This window comes from Streptomyces sp. NPDC020780 (genome assembly GCF_044334475.1).
Taxonomy (GTDB): domain Bacteria; phylum Actinomycetota; class Actinomycetes; order Streptomycetales; family Streptomycetaceae; genus Streptomyces.
The window spans coordinates 115,867-135,950 of the sequence record NZ_JBIRTB010000015.1 but is presented as its reverse complement, the minus strand read 5'-3'; the positions used below and the strand labels follow the sequence as shown (position 1 = coordinate 135,950).

Sequence of the window (20,084 nt, the reverse complement as noted above, 5' to 3'; positions counted from 1 at the left end):
GGGGTACGGCAGGGTCTCCGGCCCGGTCACCAACCGGGCCGTTCCCACCCATCACCTCACATCAGGGGCGTGAGGAAGCGCCGGAGGGTCTCTTCGTAGAGCTCCGGGTCGGCGTTCCACATCGCGGCGTGCGGAGCCTCCGGTACGGCGTGCAGGGTGACCAGGTCGGGGCGTCGGCGGGCGAGCTCCCGGGAGGGCTGCCAGGGGGCAAGGGTGTCGCCGGGGCCGTGGAAGATCAGCGTCGGGGCCCGCAGGGCGGTGGACAGCGAGGTGTCCAGGAGCGGGGCGCCGTACAGTCCGGTCTGCCCCTGGGCCGCCCGGACGGCGAGGGGCAGCAGGGCGGCGGGGACGCCGCGGGCGACGGCCAGCGCGCGCAGGGTGAGCCGCCAGTCCAGGACCGGGGAGTCGAGGACGAGGCCGCTGATGCGGTCGCGCAGCGCGGAGTTGACGGCCGCGTGCAGCGCCATCGACGCGCCGGAGGACCAGCCGTGGACGATGACGCTCTCGGCCCCGTAGCGGACGGCGTGGCGGATGGCCGCGTCGAGGTCGCGCCATTCGGACTCGCCGAGGTGGGAGAGCCCGTCCGGGGAGCGGGGCGCGCCGGCGTCGCCGCGGTAGGCGATGTCGAGTACCGGGAGCTGCTGGTCCCGCAGGAATCCCAGGAGGTTCATGGAGTGTTCCCGCGTGGTGCCGAGGCCGTGCACGGTGATCACCCAGGTGTCGCGGGCGCCGGGCAGGTACCAGGCGGGGAGGCCGCCCAGCTCGCCCGGGATCTCGACCTCCTTGTACGCGAGGCCCAGGGCGGTGAGGGGGTCCCCCGTGTGGAGTTCCGGGGTGAGGCGGACCCTGGTCCCGGGGCGCAGGATTCCGCCGGTCACACGTTCCAGGCTGCGGACGACGGTGTCGGCGGAGACGTGCGGCGCCTGGGCGAGGACGGGGCCGACGACCGCGTGCACGCCGCGGCCCACCAGCCCGTACGTACCGGGGCGCAGCGCGGCGAAGGAGCGGGTCAGGGTGACCTGATCGGCCGTCGCGGCGTGCACGGTGAGTCTGCGGTCGGCGGGGAAGGCCCGCGACGACGCCCCGAGGGCGGTGTCGCTGGCGTACCGGCCGGCCGCGACCGCTGCCGCGCCGGCGCCGAGGATCGTGGTGACGGCCGCTGCCGTCGCTGTTGCCGGGCGCACGGCTCCAGTGTCCTGGGTGCGGGGCGGCCTGCCAACCCGGCGGGGACCGTACGGTGACGGCGGCGGGTCTCAGCCGTGTGTGCCGTACCCCTTCAGCGCCTCCCGCACCTCGTGGAGCTGGGCCGGGGAGAGCAGGCTGGGGCTGCGTCCGGGCACGGAGCTGGCGGTGAGCCAGAGCTTGCACATCCATTCGAGCTGGGCGGTGCGGTCGTAGGCCTCGTCGAGGGTGTCGCCGTAGGTGACGGTCCCGTGGTTGCGCAGGAGGCAGCCGGTGCGGTCGCGCAGTGCGGCGAGCATGCCGTCGGCGAGTTCCTGGGTGCCGTAGCGGGCATAGGGCGCGGTGCGGACGGGGCCGCCGAGCATCGCGGCGGCGTAGTGCACCGGGGGGACTTCCGTGACGAGGGTGGAGACGGCCGTGGCGTGCACGGCGTGGGTGTGCACCACGGCGGCTGCGGACGTGCTGTTGTACACCGCCAGGTGGAGCGGGAGCTCGCTGGTCGGGGGAAGGTCGCCGAGCACCCGTCGGCCGCCGAGGTCGACGCCGACCGCGTCCCCGGGGCCGAGCCGCTCGTAGCGCACTGCGCTGGGGGTGACCAGGACGAGATCGCCGACCCGTGCGGAGACGTTGCCCGAGGTACCGACGACCAGGCCTTCGGCGGCCGTCCTGCGGGCCGTCGCGAGGACGGCCTCCCAGGCCTGTCCGATCGCGTCCTGATCGTGATCGCTCATGCGGGTGATCCTAGGCCTGGCCCCGGGCCTGAAGTGAGTTCTGCGCCGGCTCGGGGAGCGGTGTCCTGCGGCTTCGTGAGCACGGCGGAGGAGGGAGCGAGGGCGGAAGCCCTCGCGGCCGACGGCACCGCCGGAGACGGAGTCGCAGGGTGTCGCGAGCCCGGCCCGGAACTCACCGAAGGTCGTGGGGCCGTCCCGCACTTCCCGGCGGACGCGTGACGACGGCTCCGGCACCTCGCCGTGGCCTCGGGACGTCCGCGTGCATCCCGCGGGTGGCCGCCCTTGCGCCTTGCGAGGCACCGTGTCCGGCCCCACGCGCCGATCCACCGGGAGGCGCGGGACGGCGCTCGGGCCATGCGGGGCGGCGGGCCGGGGGTCGGGTCCGGTGCCGTGCTCACCGGGGTCCTCCTGGGCGGGGTAGGCGCCGCCGGGGGCATTCCCGTACGAGCGAGGCCGGGAGGCCGGTGAAGGGACCGCGAGGCAGCAAGTGCGGACCCGCCGGCCGGGACCGTGCGAGGGCGCCGGAGTCCGGCCACCACGGGGAAGAAGTGACCGAAGTCTCCTCAAGGGTGCGAATCGGTCACGTCACGTGTTCGCCAACAGTCCGTAAACCTTGGCCCTCGCCCCGCAGCGGGAGGGCCCGGCCACCTCGCGCGCACACAAGCGGAACGGGTGCGCACGGTTGGGGTCACCGTGCCGCCCTGCTCAGTTCACCTTCCGTTCATCCAGGTTGCTTACGTTCCACGTGCCAATGACGTCGAACGATTGCCTGGGTAAATGGAACACATCACGCTGCTGCTCGCGATCGTGATCGTGACAGCTCTCGTGTTCGATTTCACGAACGGTTTCCACGACACCGCCAACGCGATGGCCACCACCATCTCGACCGGCGCCCTCAAGCCCAAGACAGCGGTGGCCATGTCCGCCGCTCTCAACCTGGTCGGCGCGTTCCTGTCCGTGGAGGTCGCCAAGACGATCTCGGGCGGGATCGTCAACGAGGACGGCCTCAGAACCGAGGTCATCTTCGCGGCGCTCGTCGGCGCCATCCTGTGGAATCTGCTGACCTGGCTGGTCGGCCTGCCCTCCAGTTCCTCCCACGCGCTCTTCGGCGGCCTGATCGGCGCCGCGGTGATGTCGGCCGGCTGGTCATCGATCAACGGCGGGACCGTCGTCACCAAGGTCCTGCTGCCCGCGATCGCCGCCCCGCTCGTCGCCGGTCTGGCCGCGCTTCTGGCCACCAGGCTGACGTACCGCCTCAACCGGAAGATCACCGACGAGGCGCAGCTGAAGTCGACCGCCAAGGGCTACCGGGCCGGCCAGATCGCCTCGGCCGGTCTCGTCTCGCTCGCCCACGGCACCAACGACGCGCAGAAGACGATGGGCATCATCACCCTGGCCCTGGTCACCGGCGGGGTCCTGTCCCCCGGTTCCAATCCGCCGGTCTGGGTCATCTGCGCCGCCGGTGTCGCCATCGCTCTGGGCACCTACCTCGGCGGCTGGCGCATCATCCGCACCATGGGAAGCGGCCTCACCGAGCTCAGGCCGCCGCAGGGCTTCGCCGCCCAGACCAGTGCGGCCACGGTCATCCTGGCCTCCTCGCACCTCGGCTTCTCCCTCTCCACCACTCAGTCCTGCTCCGGCGCCGTGATGGGCGCGGGCCTCGGACGCAAGGGGGGTGTGGTCCGCTGGTCCACCGCCACCCGGATGTTCGTCGCCTGGGGTCTGACCCTGCCGGCCGCGGGCCTGGTCGGTGCGGGCGCCGAGTTCCTCACCAAGCAGGGCGGCTGGGGCGTCGGCGTCGTGGCGGTGCTCCTCGTCGCGGGCTCCGGTGCCATCTGGCTGCTGTCGCGCCGCAAGCCGGTCGACCACACCAACGTCAACATGCCGGACGCCGAGCCCGCGGGCGTCGTCACCACCGCCATCGCGGCCGTCAGCCCGCCGCCCGCCGGCATCGTCCCTGACCTCAAGACCACCATCCCGGCCCCGGCCCCGGCGGCCGAGATTCCGGCCGACCCGGCCCGACCGGCCACGGTGTAAGGACAGATCCGCATGAACATCGACTGGGCAGCCCTCGCCTCCGTCTTCGGCGTCAGCCTCGTGGTCACCGTCGCCTTGGTGGGCCTCTTCACCCTCGGCATCGTGGGCCTCGCCAAGCAGGCGCCCTCGGCGGCGGGCAGCGGCGGTTCCGGCGCTCCGGCGCGCTTCGGCGCGTACGCCTGCTTCGCGCTGTGCGCGGCGGCGGTGGCGTACGGGATCTATCTGATCGTCGCCTGACCTTTCCGCACCTGATCCCCCCGGGCCGGACACACCACCTGTGTGTCCGGCCGGCTGTGCGTCCGGGCGCACAGCAGCCTCGCAGGTCAGCGGCAGGTTGACGGGCGTTCGCGGGACATGGTGGACTGCCGTGGCCATGTACGGCGACAGCAGAGGAAGCCGGTGCGAATCCGGCGCGGTCCCGCCACTGTCACCGGGGAGCAGTCCCCCACACGGAAGTCACGGTCCGCCACCGCGGGCTGGAAGGCCGGGGGAACTGCGGATCCGGGAGCCAGGAGACTCTCGTCGCCGGTCACGTCGAACCAGGGCGCGGACCCTGAGTGAGGACCTATGCCATGCCCGGCTGCCGTGCGTCGGTCGCTGCCCCACCCTTCCCCCGGTTCCCGGCCCTCCGAGGCGCGACGGCCGGCTGAACCGTGCGAGCCGACCACATCTTCGCGTACGGCGCCACCGCCGGCCTGATCGGCGACCTGCTGCTCGGTGATCCCCGCCGGGGTCATCCCGTCGCCGCCTTCGGGCGGGCCGCGGCGGCCGTCGAGAGCCGGCTGTGGCGCGATCACCGCGGCTGGGGCGCCCTGCACACGCTCGTCTGCGCCGGAGGCGCCGCGGGCGCCGCGGCGCTGGCCGCCCGTGCCGTACGGGGCCGCCCGGCCGCCGCCGTGGCGCTGACCGCCGCCGCCACCTGGTGCGTCGTCGGGGGCACCTCGCTGGGCCGCGAGGCCCGGGCCGTCGGGGACGCCCTCGCCGCCGGTGACCTCGGCCGGGCCCGGGAACGGCTGCCGCACCTGTGCGGCCGCGACCCGCACGCGCTCGACGGGCAGCAGATCGCCCGCGCCGTGGTGGAGTCCGTCGCCGAGAACACCTCCGACGCCGTGGTGGGCGCCCTGGTGTGGGGCGCCCTGGGCGGCGTGCCCGGACTGGCCGGTTTCCGGGCCGTCAACACCCTCGACGCCATGGTCGGCCACCGGTCGCCGCGCCACCGGCGCTACGGCTGGGCCTCGGCCCGGCTGGACGACCTGGCCGGCTGGCCGGGTGCCCGCCTCACCGCCGTGCTCGCCGTGGTGGCCGGGGGACGGCCCCGCGAGGCCGTGCACGCCTGGCGGGCCGACGCCGGCCGGCACCCGAGCCCCAACGCGGGGCCGGTGGAGGCCGCGTTCGCGGGCGCGCTCGGCGTACGGCTGGGCGGGACCCTCGCGTACGGGGGACGGGTCGAGCACCGGCCCGTGCTCAACGGGGAGAACGGCCGGGACGTGCGGGTCGCGGACATCGAGCGCGCGGTGCGGCTGTCGCGCCGGGTGAGTCTGCTGGCCCTCGGCGTGTGCGTGGCCGGGCGGCTGGCCGCAGGACGGAGGGGTCGGGCATGAGCGGCGGACTGCTGGTCGCGGGAACCACCTCGGACGCGGGCAAGAGCGTCGTCACGGCCGGGATCTGCCGGTGGCTGGTGCGCCGCGGGGTGAAGGTCGCGCCGTTCAAGGCGCAGAACATGTCGCTGAACTCGTTCGTCACCCGCGAGGGCGCGGAGATCGGCCGGGCCCAGGCGATGCAGGCGCAGGCCGCCCGGGTGGAGCCGGCCGCGCTGATGAACCCGGTGCTGCTCAAGCCCGGGGGCGACCGGTCGAGCCAGGTCGTCCTGATGGGGAAGCCGGTCGGCGAGATGAGTGCGCGCGGCTACCACGGAGGCCGGCAGGAGGCCCTGTTCGGGACGGTCGTGGACTGTCTGGAGCAGCTTCGGAGCACGTACGACGCCGTGATCTGCGAGGGGGCGGGCAGCCCGGCGGAGATCAACCTGCGGCGCACCGACATCGTGAACATGGGCGTCGCACGGGCCGCGCGCTTCCCCGTCCTCGTCGTCGGTGACATCGACCGCGGCGGCGTCTTCGCGTCGTTCTTCGGTACGACGGCCCTGCTGAGCGCCGAGGACCAGTCGCTGGTCGCCGGGTACCTGGTCAACAAGTTCCGGGGTGACGTCTCGCTGCTGGAGCCGGGGCTGGACATGCTGTACGGGCTGACGGGTCGTCGGACGTACGGGGTGCTGCCGTACACGCACGGGCTGGGCATCGACGAGGAGGACGGGCTTCGCGTGTCGATGCGCGGCGCGGTGCGGGAGTCGGTGGTGGCGCCGCCGCACGGCCGGGACGTGCTGCGGGTGGCGGTGTGCGCCGTGCCCCTGATGTCGAACTTCACCGATGTGGACGCGCTGGCGGCGGAGCCGGGTGTGGTGGTCCGCTTCGTGGACCGGGCGGAGGAGCTCACCGACGCGGACCTGGTGATCGTGCCCGGTACGCGGGGCACGGTGAAGGCCCTCGCCTGGCTGCGGGAACGGGGTCTGGCGGAGGCGCTGCGGCGGCGGGCCGCGGAGGGGCGTCCGGTGCTGGGCATCTGCGGCGGGTTCCAGGTGCTGGGCGAGAGCGTCGAGGACGACGTGGAGTCGCGGGCGGGGCTGGTCGAGGGGCTCGGACTCCTGCCGGTAAGGGTCCGGTTCGGACGGGAGAAGGTGCTGGCCCGGCCGGTCGGTTCGGCGCTCGGGGAGACGGTGGAGGGGTACGAGATCCACCACGGGGTCGCCGACGTCCGCGGCGGTGAGCCGTTCCTGGACGGGTGCCGGGTGGGCGCGGTGTGGGGGACGCACTGGCACGGGTCTCTGGAGAGCGACGCCTTTCGGCGGGCGTTCCTGGCGGAGGTGGCGCGGGCTTCGGGGCGGCGGTTCGTGGCGGCCCCGGACACGAGTTTCGGGGCGTTGCGGGAGGAGCAGCTGGACCGGCTGGGCGACCTGATCGAGGAGTTCGCGGACACGGATGCCTTGTGGCGGTTGATCGAGGGGGGTGCGCCGGGGGGGCTGCCGTTCTTGGCGCCGGGGGCGCCGGGGGCGCCAGGGGCGCCGGACGCGCCTGTGGGGGCGGGGGCGGGGGCCGGACTCGCGACTGCGGCGGGTGCGGTGACGCCTGCGGCGGGCCTTTCTCCCCGCCCCGCCCCTTCCCGTATCCGGGGCTCCGCCCCGGACCCCGGTCCTCAATCGCCGGACGGGCTGGAATTGCCCCGGGACGCGGGCCTGACGGTGCCCGGGCCGGGATCGGCCCGGGACGCGGGCGGCCCCCTGGCCCGTCCGGGATCGGCCCGGGACGCGGGCGTGACGGCCGCGATCGCCCAGGAGGTCGGTGGCGCCGTGGCCGGGCCAGGAGTGACCCGGGACCTGGGGCCCGGAGTGGTGGGGACTGATGTATCCGTGAACGAGGAGGCCCCGTGAGTACGCCGTATCCCTTCACCGCGATCGTCGGGCAGGACGACCTACGGCTCGGGCTGTTGCTCAACGCCGTCAGTCCGGCCGTCGGCGGGGTTCTCGTGCGGGGGGAGAAGGGCACGGCCAAGTCGACCGCCGTGCGCGCCCTCGCCGCTCTCATGCCGGAGGTCGCGGTGGTGGCCGGGTGCCGGTTCTCCTGTGATCCGGCGGCGCCCGACCCGGCGTGTCCGGACGGGCCCCATGACACCGGCGCCGCCGTGTCGCGGGCCGCGCGGACCGTGGAGCTGCCGGTGGGCGCGTCGGAGGACCGGCTGGTGGGCGCCCTCGACATCGAGCGGGCCCTCTCGGAGGGTGTGAAGGCCTTCGAGCCGGGGCTCCTCGCGGACGCGCACCGGGGGATCCTGTACGTGGACGAGGTCAACCTCCTTCACGACCACCTGGTGGACCTGCTGCTCGACGCGGCGGCCATGGGTGCCTCGTACGTCGAGCGTGAAGGCGTCTCCGTACGGCATGCGGCACGTTTCCTGCTGGTCGGGACGATGAATCCCGAAGAGGGGGAACTGCGGCCGCAGTTGCTCGACCGTTTCGGGCTGACCGTCGAGGTCGCCGCCTCGCGCGACACCGACCAGCGCGTCGAGGTCGTGCGGCGGCGGCTCGCCTACGACGACGATCCGGCCGCCTTCGCCGCCCGGTGGGCCGACGAGGAGGGCGCGCTGCGGGAGCGGATCGTCGCCGCCCGGGCCCTGCTGCCCCGTGTGGCGCTGGGTGACGGCGTGCTGCGGCAGATCGCGGCGACGTGCGCGGCGTTCGAGGTGGACGGCATGCGGGCCGACATCGTCATGGCCCGTACGGCGACCGCGCTCGCCGCGTGGGCGGGTCGCGAGGAGGTCACCGTGGAGGACGTCCGGCAGGCCGCCCTCCTGGCGCTTCCGCACCGGCGCCGCCGCAACCCGTTCGACGCGCCGGGGCTGGACGAGGACACGCTGGACGACACCCTCAGGGACGCGGACCCCGACGGGGGCGGCGCGGGAGACGGGGGCGGTGCGGAAGACGACGACGACCCGGATCCCGGTGGGCCGGGCGGCGGGGTGCCCCCGCAGGGGGGTGAGCCCGATTCCGGCGGTCAGGGGCCGCAGGACGGGCCGGAGAGCGGCGGGCAGGGCGGTACGGAGAGCGGGTCGGCCCCGCCCGCGCCCGCCGGTGCGGAGCAGCGGCCCGTAGCGGCATCGGAGCCGTTCCGTACGAAGATGCTCAGCGTGCCCGGGCTGGGCGAGGGCGCGGCAGGGCGGCGGTCCCGGGCGCGCACCGAGCACGGGCGCACCACCGGATCGCGGCGGCCCGAGGGTGCGCTGACGAAGCTGCACCTGGCGGCGACCGTGCGGGCCGCGGCGCCGCATCAGCGGGCGCGCGGGCGGTCCGGGCGGGGGCTCGTCGTGCGGCGGGACGACCTGCGGCAGGCGACGCGGGAGGGGCGCGAGGGCAATCTCGTGCTGTTCGTCGTGGACGCGTCCGGGTCGATGGCCGCCCGGCAGCGGATGAGTGCCGTGAAGGGCGCGGTCATGTCGCTGCTCCTGGACGCCTACCAGCGGCGGGACAAGGTGGGCATGGTGACCTTCCGGGGCCGGGACGCCGAGGTGGTGCTGCCGCCCACGTCGTCGGTGGACGCCGCGGCGGCCCGCCTGGAGTCGCTGCCGACCGGGGGGCGCACCCCGCTGGCCGCCGGTCTGCTGAGGGCGCACGACGTGCTGCGGGTGGAGCGGCTGCGCGACCCGTCGCGGCGGCCCCTGCTGGTGGTGGTGACGGACGGGCGGGCGACCGGCGGCGTCGATCCGGTGGCGCTCGCGGCACGGGCCGGGCGCCTGCACGCCGCCGAGGGCACGGCGTCCGTCGTCGTGGACTGCGAGTCGGGGTACGTACGCCTCGGTCTCGCCGCACAGCTCGCCCGGGATCTGGGAGGTACCGCCGTCACGCTCGACGAGCTGCGGGCCGATTCGATCGCCGGGCTGGTCAAGGACGTCACTGCAGCCGGGAGGGCCGCGTAATGCCACAGGGACAGCCGGTGTCGGTGCCGGACGACGGGCTCACCACCCGTCAGCGGCGCAACCGTCCGCTTCTTTTCGTCCATACGGGAGTCGGCAAGGGCAAGTCGACGGCGGCCTTCGGCCTCGCGCTGCGTGCCTGGAACCAGGGCTGGCCGATCGGGGTGTTCCAGTTCGTGAAGTCGGCGAAGTGGAAGGTCGGCGAGGAGAACGCGCTGAAGGTGCTCGGGGCGAGCGGTGAGGGTGGCACCGTCGCCTGGCACAAGATGGGCGAGGGCTGGTCGTGGGTGCAGCGGGGCGTCCGCGGCGACTCCGGCAACGAGGAGAACGAGGCGAAGGCCCGGGAGGGCTGGGAGCAGGTCAAGCGCGACCTGGCGGCGCAGACGTACAAGCTGTACGTGCTCGACGAGTTCGCGTATCCGATGCACTGGGGCTGGATCGACACCGACGAGGTCGTCGAGGTGATGCGGAACCGGCCGGGGACGCAGCATGTGGTGATCACCGGGCGCAACGCCCCCGCGAAGCTGATCGCGGCCGCGGATCTGGTGACCGACATGTCGAAGGTCAAGCACCCGATGGACGCGGGTCAGAAGGGCCAGAGGGGCATCGAGTGGTGAGTGTCCCCCGTCTGGTCATAGCCGCTCCGGCCTCGGGCAGCGGCAAGACCACGGTCGCCACCGGGCTGATGGCGGCCTTCGCGGGGCGCGGCCTCGCCGTGTCTCCCCACAAGGTGGGCCCCGACTACATCGATCCGGGGTACCACGCGCTGGCCACCGGCCGTCCGGGGCGCAATCTCGACGCGTACATGTGCGGGCCGGAGCTGATCGCCCCCTTGTTCGCCCACGGGTCGGCCGGCTGCGAACTGGCGGTCGTCGAAGGCGTGATGGGGCTGTACGACGGCGCCTCGGGCCAGGGTGAACTGGCGTCGACGGCACAGGTGTCGAAGCTGCTGCGGGCGCCGGTCGTCCTGGTGGTCGACGCCTCCTCCCAGTCCCGTTCCGTCGCGGCCCTGGTGCACGGCTTCGCCTCCTGGGACCCGGAGGTGCGGATCGGCGGGGTGATCCTCAACAAGGTGGCCTCCGACCGTCACGAGGCGCTGCTGCGGGAGGCCCTGGACGAGTCGGGGCTGCCGGTCCTCGGGGTGCTGCGGCGGGTCCCGCAGGTGGCGACCCCGTCGCGTCACCTGGGCCTGGTGCCGGTGGCTGAGCGGCAGGCGGACGCCGTGGACGCCGTGCGGGCCATGGGTGAGCGGGTGCGGGAGGGCTGCGACCTCGACGCCCTGCTGGCGCTGGCCAGGTCGGCTCCCGTGCTGCCGGAGGAGGTCTGGGAGCCGGAGCGGGTGGCCGTCGCGGGGCCCCGGCCGGTCGTCGCCGTGGCGGGCGGGGCGGCGTTCACGTTCGCGTACGCGGAGCACACCGAGCTACTGACGGCCGCCGGTGCGGAGGTGGCCGTCTTCGATCCGCTGCGGGACGAGAAGCTGCCGGCCGGCACGGCGGGGCTGGTCATCGGCGGGGGGTTCCCCGAGGTGTACGCCCCGGAGCTGTCGGAGAACGTGCCGCTGCGCGGTGCCGTGACCGCGCTGGCCCGCGCGGGCGCCCCGGTGGCCGCGGAGTGCGCGGGGCTGCTCTACCTGGCCCGTGAGCTGGACGGACGTCCGATGTGCGGGGTGCTGGACGCCTCGGCCCGGATGTCGGAGCGGCTGACACTGGGCTACCGGCAGGCCGTGGCGCTCACCGACAGTGTGCTCGCGGCGGCGGGCACCCGGCTGCGCGGGCACGAGTTCCACCGCACGGTGCTGGAGCCGGGGGCCGGCGCCACCCCGGCGTGGGGCCTGCATCAGCCGGAGCGGCGGGTGGAGGGATTCGTCCAGGGGGGTGTGCACGCGAGTTATGTGCACACGCACTGGGCGGCGTCGCCCTCGGTGGCGCGTCGTTTCGTGGAGCGGTGCCGGGGATGAGGTCACCCCGCGATGCCCACCACCAGCCAGATGAAGCCCACTCCCGCGACGGTGCACAGCAGGGTGGAGCGGGCCGGGTGTTCATGGTGCGCCTCGGGCAGGATCTCGGCAGCGGCGAGGTAGAGCAGTGCCCCGCCGAAGAAGCCGAGATAGCAGCCGAGCGGTTCCTCCGGAAGGGTGACCACCAAGGTGGTCGCCGCGCCCAGGATCGGGGCGAGCGCGTCCGCGTACAGCATCAGGAGCGCCTTGCGGCGGGCGTTTCCGTAGAGGCTGGTGAGCGTGTAGGTGTTGAAGCCGTCGGCGAAGTCGTGGGTGATGACGGCGAGTGCGACGGCGGCTCCCATGCCGCCGCCTACCTGGAAGGCGGCGCCGAGCGCGACGCCGTCCATCAGGCTGTGTCCCACCATCGCGGCCGCCGCCGTCAGCCCCACCTGCGGCACCCGTTCCTCGCTCGCCCCGTGTGCCGCCTGGCGCACGGCCAGCGAACGCTCCACGAGGTGGGCCGCCAGGAAGCCGCCCACGAAGAGCAGCAGGGCCGCGGGCACCCCGAACACCTCGCCACCCGCGGCCTTCATCGCCTCGGGCAGCAGATCGAGGCCGACGACGCCGAGCATCAGCCCGCCCGCGAGGCCGAGCACGAGATGGCGGCGGTCGCTGACACGCTGCGCGGCCCAGCCCCCCACCAGGGTCATCAGGAACGCGCCGAGCGCGACGAATACCGCCATGGGCTCTTGCTAGCCGATTGACCCAGGCACGCGCATCCCAGGCCACCCTCACCCGCGCTCCCCGGCCGTTCTCACGTTTTTCCGGAAGGACTCCGCCCATGACCCGTGCCGTCCTCGTCGTCGGTGTCGGTGCCCGCCGGGGGGTGGCGGCCGAGGAGGTGTCCGGGCTGGTCCGCGAGGCGCTGGGCTCGGCCGGGCTGCGGACGGACGAGGTGGCGGAGGTGGCCACGCTGGACACCAAGGCGGAGGAGCCGGGGATCGTCGGGGCGGCGGCCCTGCTCGGGGTGCCGGTGCACCCGTACACGGCCTCGGCGCTGGCAGCCGTACGCGTCCCCAGCCCTTCGCGGGCGGCGCGCGCCGCCGTGGGGACGCCGTCGGTCGCGGAGGCCGCCGCGCTGGCCGGGGCGGACGAACTCCTGGTCCGCAAAAGGAAGTCGGCGTCGGCGACCTGCGCGGTGGCCCGCCGGTATCCGCGTACCGGCACCCCGCCGTCGACGTACGGCGCCGGGCCGTTCACCATGGCTGCCATGCTGCCCCCCACGAAGCACACCGAGAGCGCCGGGCCCGATCTGCGGCACCACGGCGACGCGGAAGTACGCGGCCTGGATCTCACCGACCTCGCCGTGAACGTACGAACCGGAACGCCTCCGGACTGGCTGCGGGAGCGGATAGCCGGATCGCTGGGCTCGCTGGCCGCCTACCCGGACGGGCGGCCCGCGCGGGCGGCGGTCGCCGCACGGCACGGACTGCCCGAGGAGCGGGTGCTGCTCACCGCGGGGGCGGCCGAGGCCTTCGTGCTGATGGCGCGGGCGCTGGAGACGCGGCGGCCGGTCGTCGTGCACCCGCAGTTCACCGAGCCGGAGGCGGCGTTGCGTGCGGCCGGGCACGAGGTGGGGCGGGTGCTGCTGCGCCCGGAGGACGGCTTCCGGCTGGATCCGGCGGCGGTTCCCGGGGACGCGGATCTGGTGGTGGTCGGCAACCCGACCAATCCGACGTCCGTGCTTCATCCTGCCGAGGTGCTGGAGCAACTGGCGCGTCCCGGGCGGACCCTGGTGGTCGACGAGGCGTTCATGGACGCCGTGCCGGGTGAACGGGAAACCCTGTGCGGCCGGCAGGACGTCCCGGGGCTCGTCGTGGTGCGGAGCCTGACCAAGACGTGGGGGCTCGCGGGTCTGCGGATCGGCTACGTCCTGGCCGAACCGGAGACGGTGGCCCTGCTGCAGGAGGCGCAGCCCCTGTGGCCGGTGTCCACACCGGCACTGGCCGCGGCCGAGGCGTGCATGGAGCCGCGCGCGCTGGTCGAGGCAGCCGACGCGGCGGACCGGGTCGCGGTGGACCGTGCGCATCTGCTGGCCGGGCTCGCGGAGTTCGGCGAAGTACGGGTGGTGGAGCCGGCCGCGGGTCCGTTCGTCCTGATCAGGCTGGACCGGGCGGACGAGGTACGGGAACGGCTGCGGTCGCGGGGGTTCGCGGCGCGGCGCGGGGACACGTTCCCCGGGCTGGGGCGCGAGTGGCTGCGGCTGGCCGTACGCGACCGGGTGACGACCAACAGGTTCCTGCAGGCCCTCGACCTGGCGCTGCAGGGGCTGCCCCGGAGAGCGGCGGGCTGACGGCCCCGGCGGGGAGCCGTGCTCATCCCTGCGAGCCCCGCTCCCCACCGGCCCCTCCCCCTCGGGCCTGCCCCTCAGGGCTTCCCCTCAGGCCTTTCCCCTCGGGCGGATCAGCTCCGGCCGCGCCTGCGGGCGAGAACCGTGGCCGCGCCACCGGCCGCCAGCAGGAGGGCCGCACCGCCCGCGATGTACGGGGTCGACGAGCTGGAACCGGTCTCGGCGAGGTCACCGGTCCCGGACGCCCGGGTCTGCTCGGAACCCGTCTGGGGCTTCACGTCGCTGATGTCGTCGCCCTTGCCTGCGGGAGCGCCGCCGGAGCCGCCCGTGCCGCCCGTGCCCTGCGTGTCGCCGGATCCGCCGCTTCCCGAGGTGCCGCCGCTGCCTGCCGAGCCGGCGGTGGAGGAACCGGTGGTGGACGAGCCCCCGTCGCCCGAACCGCCGGCGCCGGAGGAACCCCCGTTGCCGGAACCGCCGCTGTGCGAACCGCCGCCGGACGTACCCCCGTTGCCCGGCCCGCCCGTGCCCTTCGGCGTCTCGCACATCGCTTCCGCCAGCGTGACCTCTCCCTCGACCTCGGCGACGTTCAGGCTGAGCGGGTTCACCGACACCCGCAGCCGCAGCGCCGTCGCGGCGGCCGTGCGCGTGGTGGTGCGGGTCTTCGACAGGTCGAGAGTGACCTCGCCGACACCCGGCACCTCGACGCGCGTCGTGCCGCCCGACGTCAGCCTGACCCGCTTGCCGAGCACCGCGACGTGACCCAGCACGTTCGACTCCGCGACCGGCTTCCCGCCGGCCTCGCACACCGCCTTCGAGGTGACCTTCTCGACCTCGATCAGGGAGAGCAGGGGAAGGCCGGGCACGTGCACACGGGCCTTCGCGAGGTTGGCGTAGCCCTCGGCCCGGTGCGCGTCCACGGTGGCGTTCGCCGTGGCGACGTCGGCCTTCAGCACCTGGACCGGCCGGCCCTTCCCGACATCGTCGAGTTCCACGCTGAGCGCCGTCTCCTGCGCGCTCGCCGGAGCCTTCACCTCGTTGAGCGCGGCCGTGAGCGGAACCTGGACCGACCTGTTCCTGAGCGAGACGTCGAGCGCGGTGCGGAGCACGACCGCGGTCGCCTTTCCGTGGCCGTGGGCCGGGGTGGCCGGAGCCGTCGCGGTGGCTGCCTGCGCGGGAACGGCGACCAGCAGGGCGACGGACGCCACGACGGACGCCAGGGCGACCGGACGGAAGGTGTTGCTGTTCAAGATGGTGGAACCCCCACAAGAGACATGGAGCCACCGGCGCCGTCCAAGGGGGACATCGCGGGCACCGGCGGCCTCGACTCCGTGAATCTTTACGCACAGAGGGTGAACGGGCGGACACCTGACGTGAGTTCACCCTAAAGGGGGTTTTCCGCGCGTGTATTCGAATTTTCCAGCACAGGAGTTCCTCGCCGTCACCCGTTTCACCGCACGCGGGCGGCGCGGATGCCCGGACACCGGACCGGCCGCAGAAGTGTTCAACGACTGAAGCAGGCGCGCGTCACTGCCGGTCAACCCGGCGCCGTCCTGAACGGCCCGGTCAGCCGACCACCCGGCCGTTGAGGACCACCCTGCGGGGCGCCGCCAGTACCCGTACGTCCGCCCGCGGGTCCTCGTCGTACACCACCAGGTCCGCCGGAGCTCCCTCCTCCAGCACCGGCCGGCCGAGCCACTTCCGCGCCCCCCAGGTGGTCGCGGAGAGCGCCTCCAGGGGCGGGATACCGGCCTTCGCCAGTTCCGCGACCTCAGCCGCCACCAGGCCGTGGGCCAGCGAGCCACCGGCGTCCGTACCGACGAAGACGGGGATGCCCGCGTCGTACGCCGCCCGCACGGTGTCGTACCGGCGGGCATGGAGCCGCCGCATGTGGGCGGACCAGCGCGGGTACCTGGCCTCGCCGCCGGCCGCGAGGCCGGGGAAGGTGGCGATGTTGACCAGGGTCGGGACGATCGCGACGCCCCGCTCCGCGAAGAGCGGAACGGTGTCCTCGGTCAGCCCCGTCGCGTGCTCGATGCAGTCGATCCCGGCCTCCACCAGATCCCGCAGTGCGGCCTCGGCGAAGCAGTGCGCGGTGACCCGGGCGCCCAGCCGGTGAGCCTCGGCGATGGCCGCCTCGACCTCGGCGCGGGGCCAGCAGGCGGTCAGGTCCCCGGCGTCCCGGTCGATCCAGTCGCCCACCAGCTTGACCCAGCCGTCACCCCGCCGTGCCTCCTGGGCGACGTACGCGACCAGATCACCGGGCTCGATCTCGTGGGCGTAGTTGCGGATGTAGCGGCGGGTCCTGGCGATGTGACGGCCCGCTCTGATGATCTTCGGCAGATCCTCCCGGTCGTCGATCCACCGGGTGTCGGAGGGGGATCCGGCGTCCCGGATGAGCAGGGTTCCGGCCTCGCGGTCACCGAGGGCCTGCTTCTCGGCGGTCGCCGCGTCGACGGGGCCGTGACGGTCGAGTCCGACGTGGCAGTGGGCGTCGACGAGGCCGGGCAGCGCCCAGCCGGTGAGCGTCGGGGCGTCGTCCGCGCCCGGCGGCCGGTCGTAGGTGATCCGGCCGTCGACGGCCCAGAGCCCGTCCCTGACGTCGTCCGGGCCGACGAGCACCCGCCCCTCGATCCGCAGCACCCTCGCCACCTCGTGATCACTCATGGACAGCACTCTACGAGCCGCTCCGCCGGGCTCTCCGGGGGGCGGCGGCGCACCGGCCCACCCGGCTCCCACCCGGCTCCCACCCGGCTCCCCGGAGGGGCGGCCGTGACGGCTGTCCAGCCCTGGGGAGCGGGCTGCGACGTCCCGCCGCCGGGGAGGCCACTACCCTCGACGCGACAGCCCGCCACGGACCGACCCGAAGAGAGCACCACCGTGACCCACCCCCTCCTCGACCTCCCCCCGCTCACCGCCGCCCGATTCGCGGAGATCGAGCGGCGGGTCGCCGGCCTCCTCGCCACCGAGCAGGACGTCGTCATCATGCAGGGCGAGGCCCTGTTGCCCCTGGAGGGGTGCATCCGGGGCGGCGCCGGGCCCGGTTCCACCGCGCTGAACGTCGTCACCGGCCCGTACGGCCGGACGTTCGGCGACTGGCTGCGGGACTGCGGGGCGGAGGTCGTCGACCTGACGGTGCCCTTCCACACGGCGGTCACCGCCGAGCAGGTCGGCCAGGCCCTGGCGGACCACCCGGAGATCGGCTTCGTGTCGCTGGTGCACGCGGAGGCCGCCACCGGCAACACCAATCCGGTCGCGGAGATCGGCGAGGTGGTCCGGGAGCACGGTGCGCTGTTCATGCTCGACGCCGTGGCGTCCGTGGGCGCCGAGCCGCTGCTGCCGGACGCGTGGGGGGTCGATCTGTGCGTCATCGGCGCCCAGAAGGCCATGGGCGGGCCCGCCGGGGTGTCGGCGGTGTCGGTCAGCGAGCGGGCCTGGGCGCGGATGGCGGCCAACCCCCGGGCTCCGCGCCAGTCGTACCTCTCGCTGCTGGACTGGAAGGCCCGCTGGATCGACGCCGGCCGCAGGGCGCTGCCGCACGCCCCCGCCCAGCTGGAGATGCTGGCACTGGAGGCCTGTCTGGAGCGGATCGAGGCCGACGGCCCGGACGCGGTCATGGCTCGTCACGCGGCGGCCGCGGCGGCGACCAGGGCGGGAGCCCTGGCGCTCGGCGGCGGCCTGGAGCCGTACGTCCACGACGCCCGGGACGCGGCGCCCGTCGCCACGACGCTGCGCGTGCCCGCGGACACCGACGCGGCCTCGCTGGTCGCCGCGGCGCTCGCGGCCGACCCCGGCCTGCCCCTGGTCGCCGGCGGCGGAGCGCTGGCGCGGGAGATGGTCCGCGTCAACCACTACGGCCCCGACGCCACGCCCGGCGCGGTGCGGGCGTCGCTCGACGCGCTCGGGGCGGCGCTGACGGCCGCCGGCCGCACGACCGACCGCGAGTCTTCCCGAAAGGCCGTCGCCGAAACCTGGCCCGGCCTCTGAAATTCACGGTTCACCCGAATGGGTCACCGATGAACGGATAATTCAAAAGAATGCGGGGAACCACTCCACCGAGAGTAGTTCCCCGCATTCTTTTGCCCCCATCCCCCCTGTGTAAACACCCCGGCTCTCAGCGCCTCCCAGGGGGGTACTCCACGGGATTCAGGCGGGCACCGAGAGAGAGTTACAACCCTGTGACCGACTCCACAGGGAGGTCATTTTGCCGGATGAATCCCACCCAAAACCGGACGTTCCGGCGAGAGCTGTGCGCGAGCACGCGCCCGCGTGATAGCACATCGAGGCCTCCCACCCAACCCCTCGCGGCGATGCAATTTTGAAATTTGCTCGGTAAATTCAATTCACATGACCGCCGCACCAGCAGACCTTGCAAGTGCCCGAAACGAATTCCTCAGAATCGACACGCCTCGGGTGGAGGACGGAGCCGCCATCTGGCGCATCGCCCGCGACTCCGAGGTCCTGGACCTCAACTCCTCGTACAGCTACCTGCTGTGGTGCCGTGACTTCGCGGCGACCTCCGTGGTGGCCCGCGACGAGCACGGCGAGCCGGTCGCCTTCGTCACCGGCTACGTACGCCCGGACCGCCCGCAGACACTCGTCGTCTGGCAGGTGGCCGTCGACCGCGGCCACCGCGGCAAGGGCCTGGCCGCCACCCTGCTGGACGCGCTGACCGCCCGCGTCGCCGCCGACCAGGGACTGGCCTCGGTCGAGACGACCATCACCCCGGACAACACGGCGTCCGAGCGGCTCTTCACCTCCTACGCGCAGCGCCACGACGTCGCCCTGGAGCGCGAGGTGCTCTTCGCGGGAGACCTGTTCCCCGAGGACACGCACCTGCCGGAGGTGCTGTACCGCATCGGCCCGTTCCCCTCCTGAACGGTCCAGGGGGTGCCTCGGCACCTCCGCGCACCGCCCGTCCGCAGACCGGCGGCCCGCCCGACCCGCGGGACCGCCCGCCCGAGACCCCGCTTCCCCGCCACGGAAGCCTCGCGCACCGCCGCCCGCCCCACCCGCCTCGACCAGGAGATTCGCCGTGACCATCACCCCGCCCGCCCTGAGCGTGTTCGAGACCCTGGAATCGGAAGTACGGAGCTACTGCCGCGGCTGGCCCGCCGTCTTCGACCGCGCGCAAGGCGCCCGGCTCACGGACGAGGACGGCCACTCGTACCTCGACTTCTTCGCCGGCGCCGGCTCACTCAACTACGGCCACAACAACCCGGTGCTGAAACGCGCGCTGATCGACTACATCGAACGCGACGGCATCACCCACGGCCTGGACATGGCGACCACGGCCAAACGCGCGTTCCTCGAGACCTTCGAGAACGTGATCCTGCGCCCCCGTGACCTGCCGTACAAGGTGATGTTCCCCGGCCCGACCGGCACCAACGCCGTCGAGTCGGCGCTGAAGCTCGCCCGCAAGGTCAAGGGCCGCGAGTCCGTCGTCTCGTTCACCAACGCCTTCCACGGCATGTCGCTCGGCTCGCTCGCCGTGACCGGCAACGCCTTCAAGCGGGCCGGTGCCGGCATCCCGCTGGTGCACGGCACCCCGATGCCGTTCGACAACTACTTCGACGGCAAGGTCCCCGACTTCCTCTGGTTCGAGCGTCTCCTGGAGGACCAGGGCTCCGGCCTCAACAAGCCGGCCGCGGTGATCGTGGAGACGGTCCAGGGCGAGGGCGGCATCAACGTCGCCCGTGCCGAGTGGCTGCGCGCGCTCCAGGAGCTGTGCCACCGCCAGGACATGCTGCTGATCGTCGACGACATCCAGATGGGCTGCGGCCGCACCGGCGGCTTCTTCTCCTTCGAGGAGGCGGGCATCGTCCCGGACATCGTGACGCTGTCGAAGTCCATCAGCGGATACGGCCTGCCGATGTCGCTCTGCCTCTTCAAGGGCGAGCTCGACATCTGGGAGCCGGGCGAGCACAACGGCACCTTCCGCGGCAACAACCCGGCCTTCGTCACCGCCGCCGCCGCACTCGACGCCTACTGGGCGGACGGCCAGATGGAGAAGCAGACCCTGGCCCGGGGCGAGCAGGTCGAGCAGACCCTGCTGGCCATCTGCGCCGAGGAGCCGACCGCGCAGTTCCGCGGGCGCGGCCTGGTCTGGGGCCTGGAGTTCGCCGACCCGGCGCGCGCCTCGGCCGTCTGCGCCCGCGCCTTCCAGCTGGGCCTGCTGCTGGAGACCTCCGGCCCGCAGAGCGAGGTCGTCAAGCTGCTCCCGCCGCTGACCATCACCCCCGAGGAGCTGGACGAGGGGCTGCGCACCGTGGCCCGCTCCGTCCGCGAGACCGCCTGACCGGGTACCCCGCGGCAGGCAGCATCCGAGCAGTAC

At 73.7% G+C, this 20,084-nt stretch carries 16 protein-coding genes and 1 riboswitch; of the genes, 11 read left to right on the top strand and 5 right to left on the bottom strand.

Annotation, left to right across the window (positions count from 1 at the left end):
* Positions 1-56 precede the first annotated feature (56 nt).
* A complete protein-coding gene (locus ACH4VO_RS26325; RefSeq protein ID WP_360994027.1) occupies positions 57-1,184 on the bottom strand; it encodes a hypothetical protein in 1,128 nt (375 codons plus the stop codon).
* A gap of 69 nt (positions 1,185-1,253) precedes the next feature.
* Positions 1,254-1,913, bottom strand: a complete 660-nt coding sequence (locus tag ACH4VO_RS26320) for a class II aldolase/adducin family protein (protein WP_360994024.1) — start codon at positions 1,911-1,913, stop codon at positions 1,254-1,256.
* Between the two features lie 777 nt (positions 1,914-2,690).
* On the opposite strand from ACH4VO_RS26320, the gene ACH4VO_RS26315 reads away from it, so the two are divergent.
* The 7 genes from ACH4VO_RS26315 (at position 2,691) to ACH4VO_RS26285 (ending at position 11,421) form a co-directional block, all read left to right on the top strand.
* Positions 2,691-3,950: an inorganic phosphate transporter gene (locus ACH4VO_RS26315; RefSeq protein WP_360994022.1), complete on the top strand. Its 1,260-nt coding sequence runs from the start codon at positions 2,691-2,693 to the stop codon at positions 3,948-3,950.
* Between the two features lie 12 nt (positions 3,951-3,962).
* Entirely contained in the window at positions 3,963-4,187 is a 225-nt protein-coding gene (locus ACH4VO_RS26310) for a hypothetical protein (protein WP_360994019.1), read from the top strand.
* 151 nt (positions 4,188-4,338) lie between these two features.
* Positions 4,339-4,469, top strand: a riboswitch (cobalamin riboswitch).
* A 134-nt stretch (positions 4,470-4,603) separates the two neighbouring features.
* Positions 4,604-5,551, top strand: coding sequence for a cobalamin biosynthesis protein (locus ACH4VO_RS26305; RefSeq protein ID WP_360994016.1), 948 nt, complete (start codon positions 4,604-4,606; stop codon positions 5,549-5,551).
* Positions 5,548-7,431 carry a cobyric acid synthase gene (locus tag ACH4VO_RS26300; protein WP_360994013.1) on the top strand — a complete coding sequence of 628 codons (1,884 nt, stop codon included), beginning with the start codon at positions 5,548-5,550 and terminating at the stop codon, positions 7,429-7,431. Before ACH4VO_RS26305 ends, ACH4VO_RS26300 begins: the two co-directional genes overlap by 4 nt.
* A complete protein-coding gene (locus ACH4VO_RS26295; RefSeq protein ID WP_360994010.1) occupies positions 7,428-9,467 on the top strand; it encodes a putative cobaltochelatase in 2,040 nt (679 codons plus the stop codon). Before ACH4VO_RS26300 ends, ACH4VO_RS26295 begins: the two co-directional genes overlap by 4 nt.
* The gene (gene cobO, locus ACH4VO_RS26290) at positions 9,467-10,081 is read left to right on the top strand and encodes a cob(I)yrinic acid a,c-diamide adenosyltransferase (RefSeq protein ID WP_360994007.1); all 615 of its coding nucleotides are present in this window, start codon (positions 9,467-9,469) and stop codon (positions 10,079-10,081) included. Before ACH4VO_RS26295 ends, cobO begins: the two co-directional genes overlap by 1 nt.
* Complete coding sequence (locus ACH4VO_RS26285; protein ID WP_360994004.1) at positions 10,075-11,421, top strand: cobyrinate a,c-diamide synthase; 1,347 nt, start codon at positions 10,075-10,077, stop codon at positions 11,419-11,421. Before cobO ends, ACH4VO_RS26285 begins: the two co-directional genes overlap by 7 nt.
* Before the next feature lie 2 nt (positions 11,422-11,423).
* Here ACH4VO_RS26285 and ACH4VO_RS26280 read toward each other — a convergent pair whose 3' ends face one another.
* Positions 11,424-12,146, bottom strand: a complete 723-nt coding sequence (locus tag ACH4VO_RS26280; protein WP_360994001.1) for a ZIP family metal transporter — start codon at positions 12,144-12,146, stop codon at positions 11,424-11,426.
* A gap of 98 nt (positions 12,147-12,244) precedes the next feature.
* Here ACH4VO_RS26280 and cobC point away from each other — a divergent pair, with 98 nt between their 5' ends.
* The gene (gene cobC / locus ACH4VO_RS26275; RefSeq protein WP_360993998.1) at positions 12,245-13,756 is read left to right on the top strand and encodes an Rv2231c family pyridoxal phosphate-dependent protein CobC; all 1,512 of its coding nucleotides are present in this window, start codon (positions 12,245-12,247) and stop codon (positions 13,754-13,756) included.
* A 110-nt stretch (positions 13,757-13,866) separates the two neighbouring features.
* On the opposite strand, the gene ACH4VO_RS26270 is transcribed toward cobC, so the two are convergent.
* Positions 13,867-15,000 carry an SCO1860 family LAETG-anchored protein gene (locus tag ACH4VO_RS26270; RefSeq protein ID WP_360993995.1) on the bottom strand — a complete coding sequence of 378 codons (1,134 nt, stop codon included), beginning with the start codon at positions 14,998-15,000 and terminating at the stop codon, positions 13,867-13,869.
* Positions 15,001-15,316: 316 nt separating this feature from the next.
* On the bottom strand, positions 15,317-16,417 hold the full coding sequence (locus ACH4VO_RS26265; protein WP_360993992.1) for an amidohydrolase family protein: 1,101 nt from the start codon (positions 16,415-16,417) through the stop codon (positions 15,317-15,319).
* Positions 16,418-16,630: 213 nt separating this feature from the next.
* On the opposite strand from ACH4VO_RS26265, the gene ACH4VO_RS26260 reads away from it, so the two are divergent.
* The 3 genes from ACH4VO_RS26260 (at position 16,631) to ectB (ending at position 20,048) form a co-directional block, all read left to right on the top strand.
* Positions 16,631-17,737, top strand: coding sequence for an aminotransferase class V-fold PLP-dependent enzyme (locus ACH4VO_RS26260; protein ID WP_360993990.1), 1,107 nt, complete (start codon positions 16,631-16,633; stop codon positions 17,735-17,737).
* 426 nt (positions 17,738-18,163) lie between these two features.
* Positions 18,164-18,628 carry a diaminobutyrate acetyltransferase gene (ectA, locus tag ACH4VO_RS26255; protein ID WP_398441489.1) on the top strand — a complete coding sequence of 155 codons (465 nt, stop codon included), beginning with the start codon at positions 18,164-18,166 and terminating at the stop codon, positions 18,626-18,628.
* A gap of 157 nt (positions 18,629-18,785) precedes the next feature.
* The gene (gene ectB, locus ACH4VO_RS26250) at positions 18,786-20,048 is read left to right on the top strand and encodes a diaminobutyrate--2-oxoglutarate transaminase (RefSeq protein WP_360993984.1); all 1,263 of its coding nucleotides are present in this window, start codon (positions 18,786-18,788) and stop codon (positions 20,046-20,048) included.
* Positions 20,049-20,084: the final 36 nt, after the last annotated feature.

Bases quoted from the DNA above. Each gene is read 5' to 3' on its own strand.
- ACH4VO_RS26320 (WP_360994024.1), bottom strand. From the start codon at position 1,913: ATGAGCGATCACGATCAGGACGCGATCGGACAGGCCTGGGAGGCCGTC.
- ACH4VO_RS26265 (WP_360993992.1), bottom strand. From the start codon at position 16,417: ATGAGTGATCACGAGGTGGCGAGGGTGCTGCGGATCGAGGGGCGGGTG.
- ACH4VO_RS26280 (WP_360994001.1), bottom strand. From the start codon at position 12,146: ATGGCGGTATTCGTCGCGCTCGGCGCGTTCCTGATGACCCTGGTGGGG.
- ACH4VO_RS26315 (WP_360994022.1), top strand. From the start codon at position 2,691: ATGGAACACATCACGCTGCTGCTCGCGATCGTGATCGTGACAGCTCTC.
- ACH4VO_RS26310 (WP_360994019.1), top strand. From the start codon at position 3,963: ATGAACATCGACTGGGCAGCCCTCGCCTCCGTCTTCGGCGTCAGCCTC.
- cobC (WP_360993998.1), top strand. From the start codon at position 12,245: ATGACCCGTGCCGTCCTCGTCGTCGGTGTCGGTGCCCGCCGGGGGGTG.
- ACH4VO_RS26300 (WP_360994013.1), top strand. From the start codon at position 5,548: ATGAGCGGCGGACTGCTGGTCGCGGGAACCACCTCGGACGCGGGCAAG.
- cobO (WP_360994007.1), top strand. From the start codon at position 9,467: ATGCCACAGGGACAGCCGGTGTCGGTGCCGGACGACGGGCTCACCACC.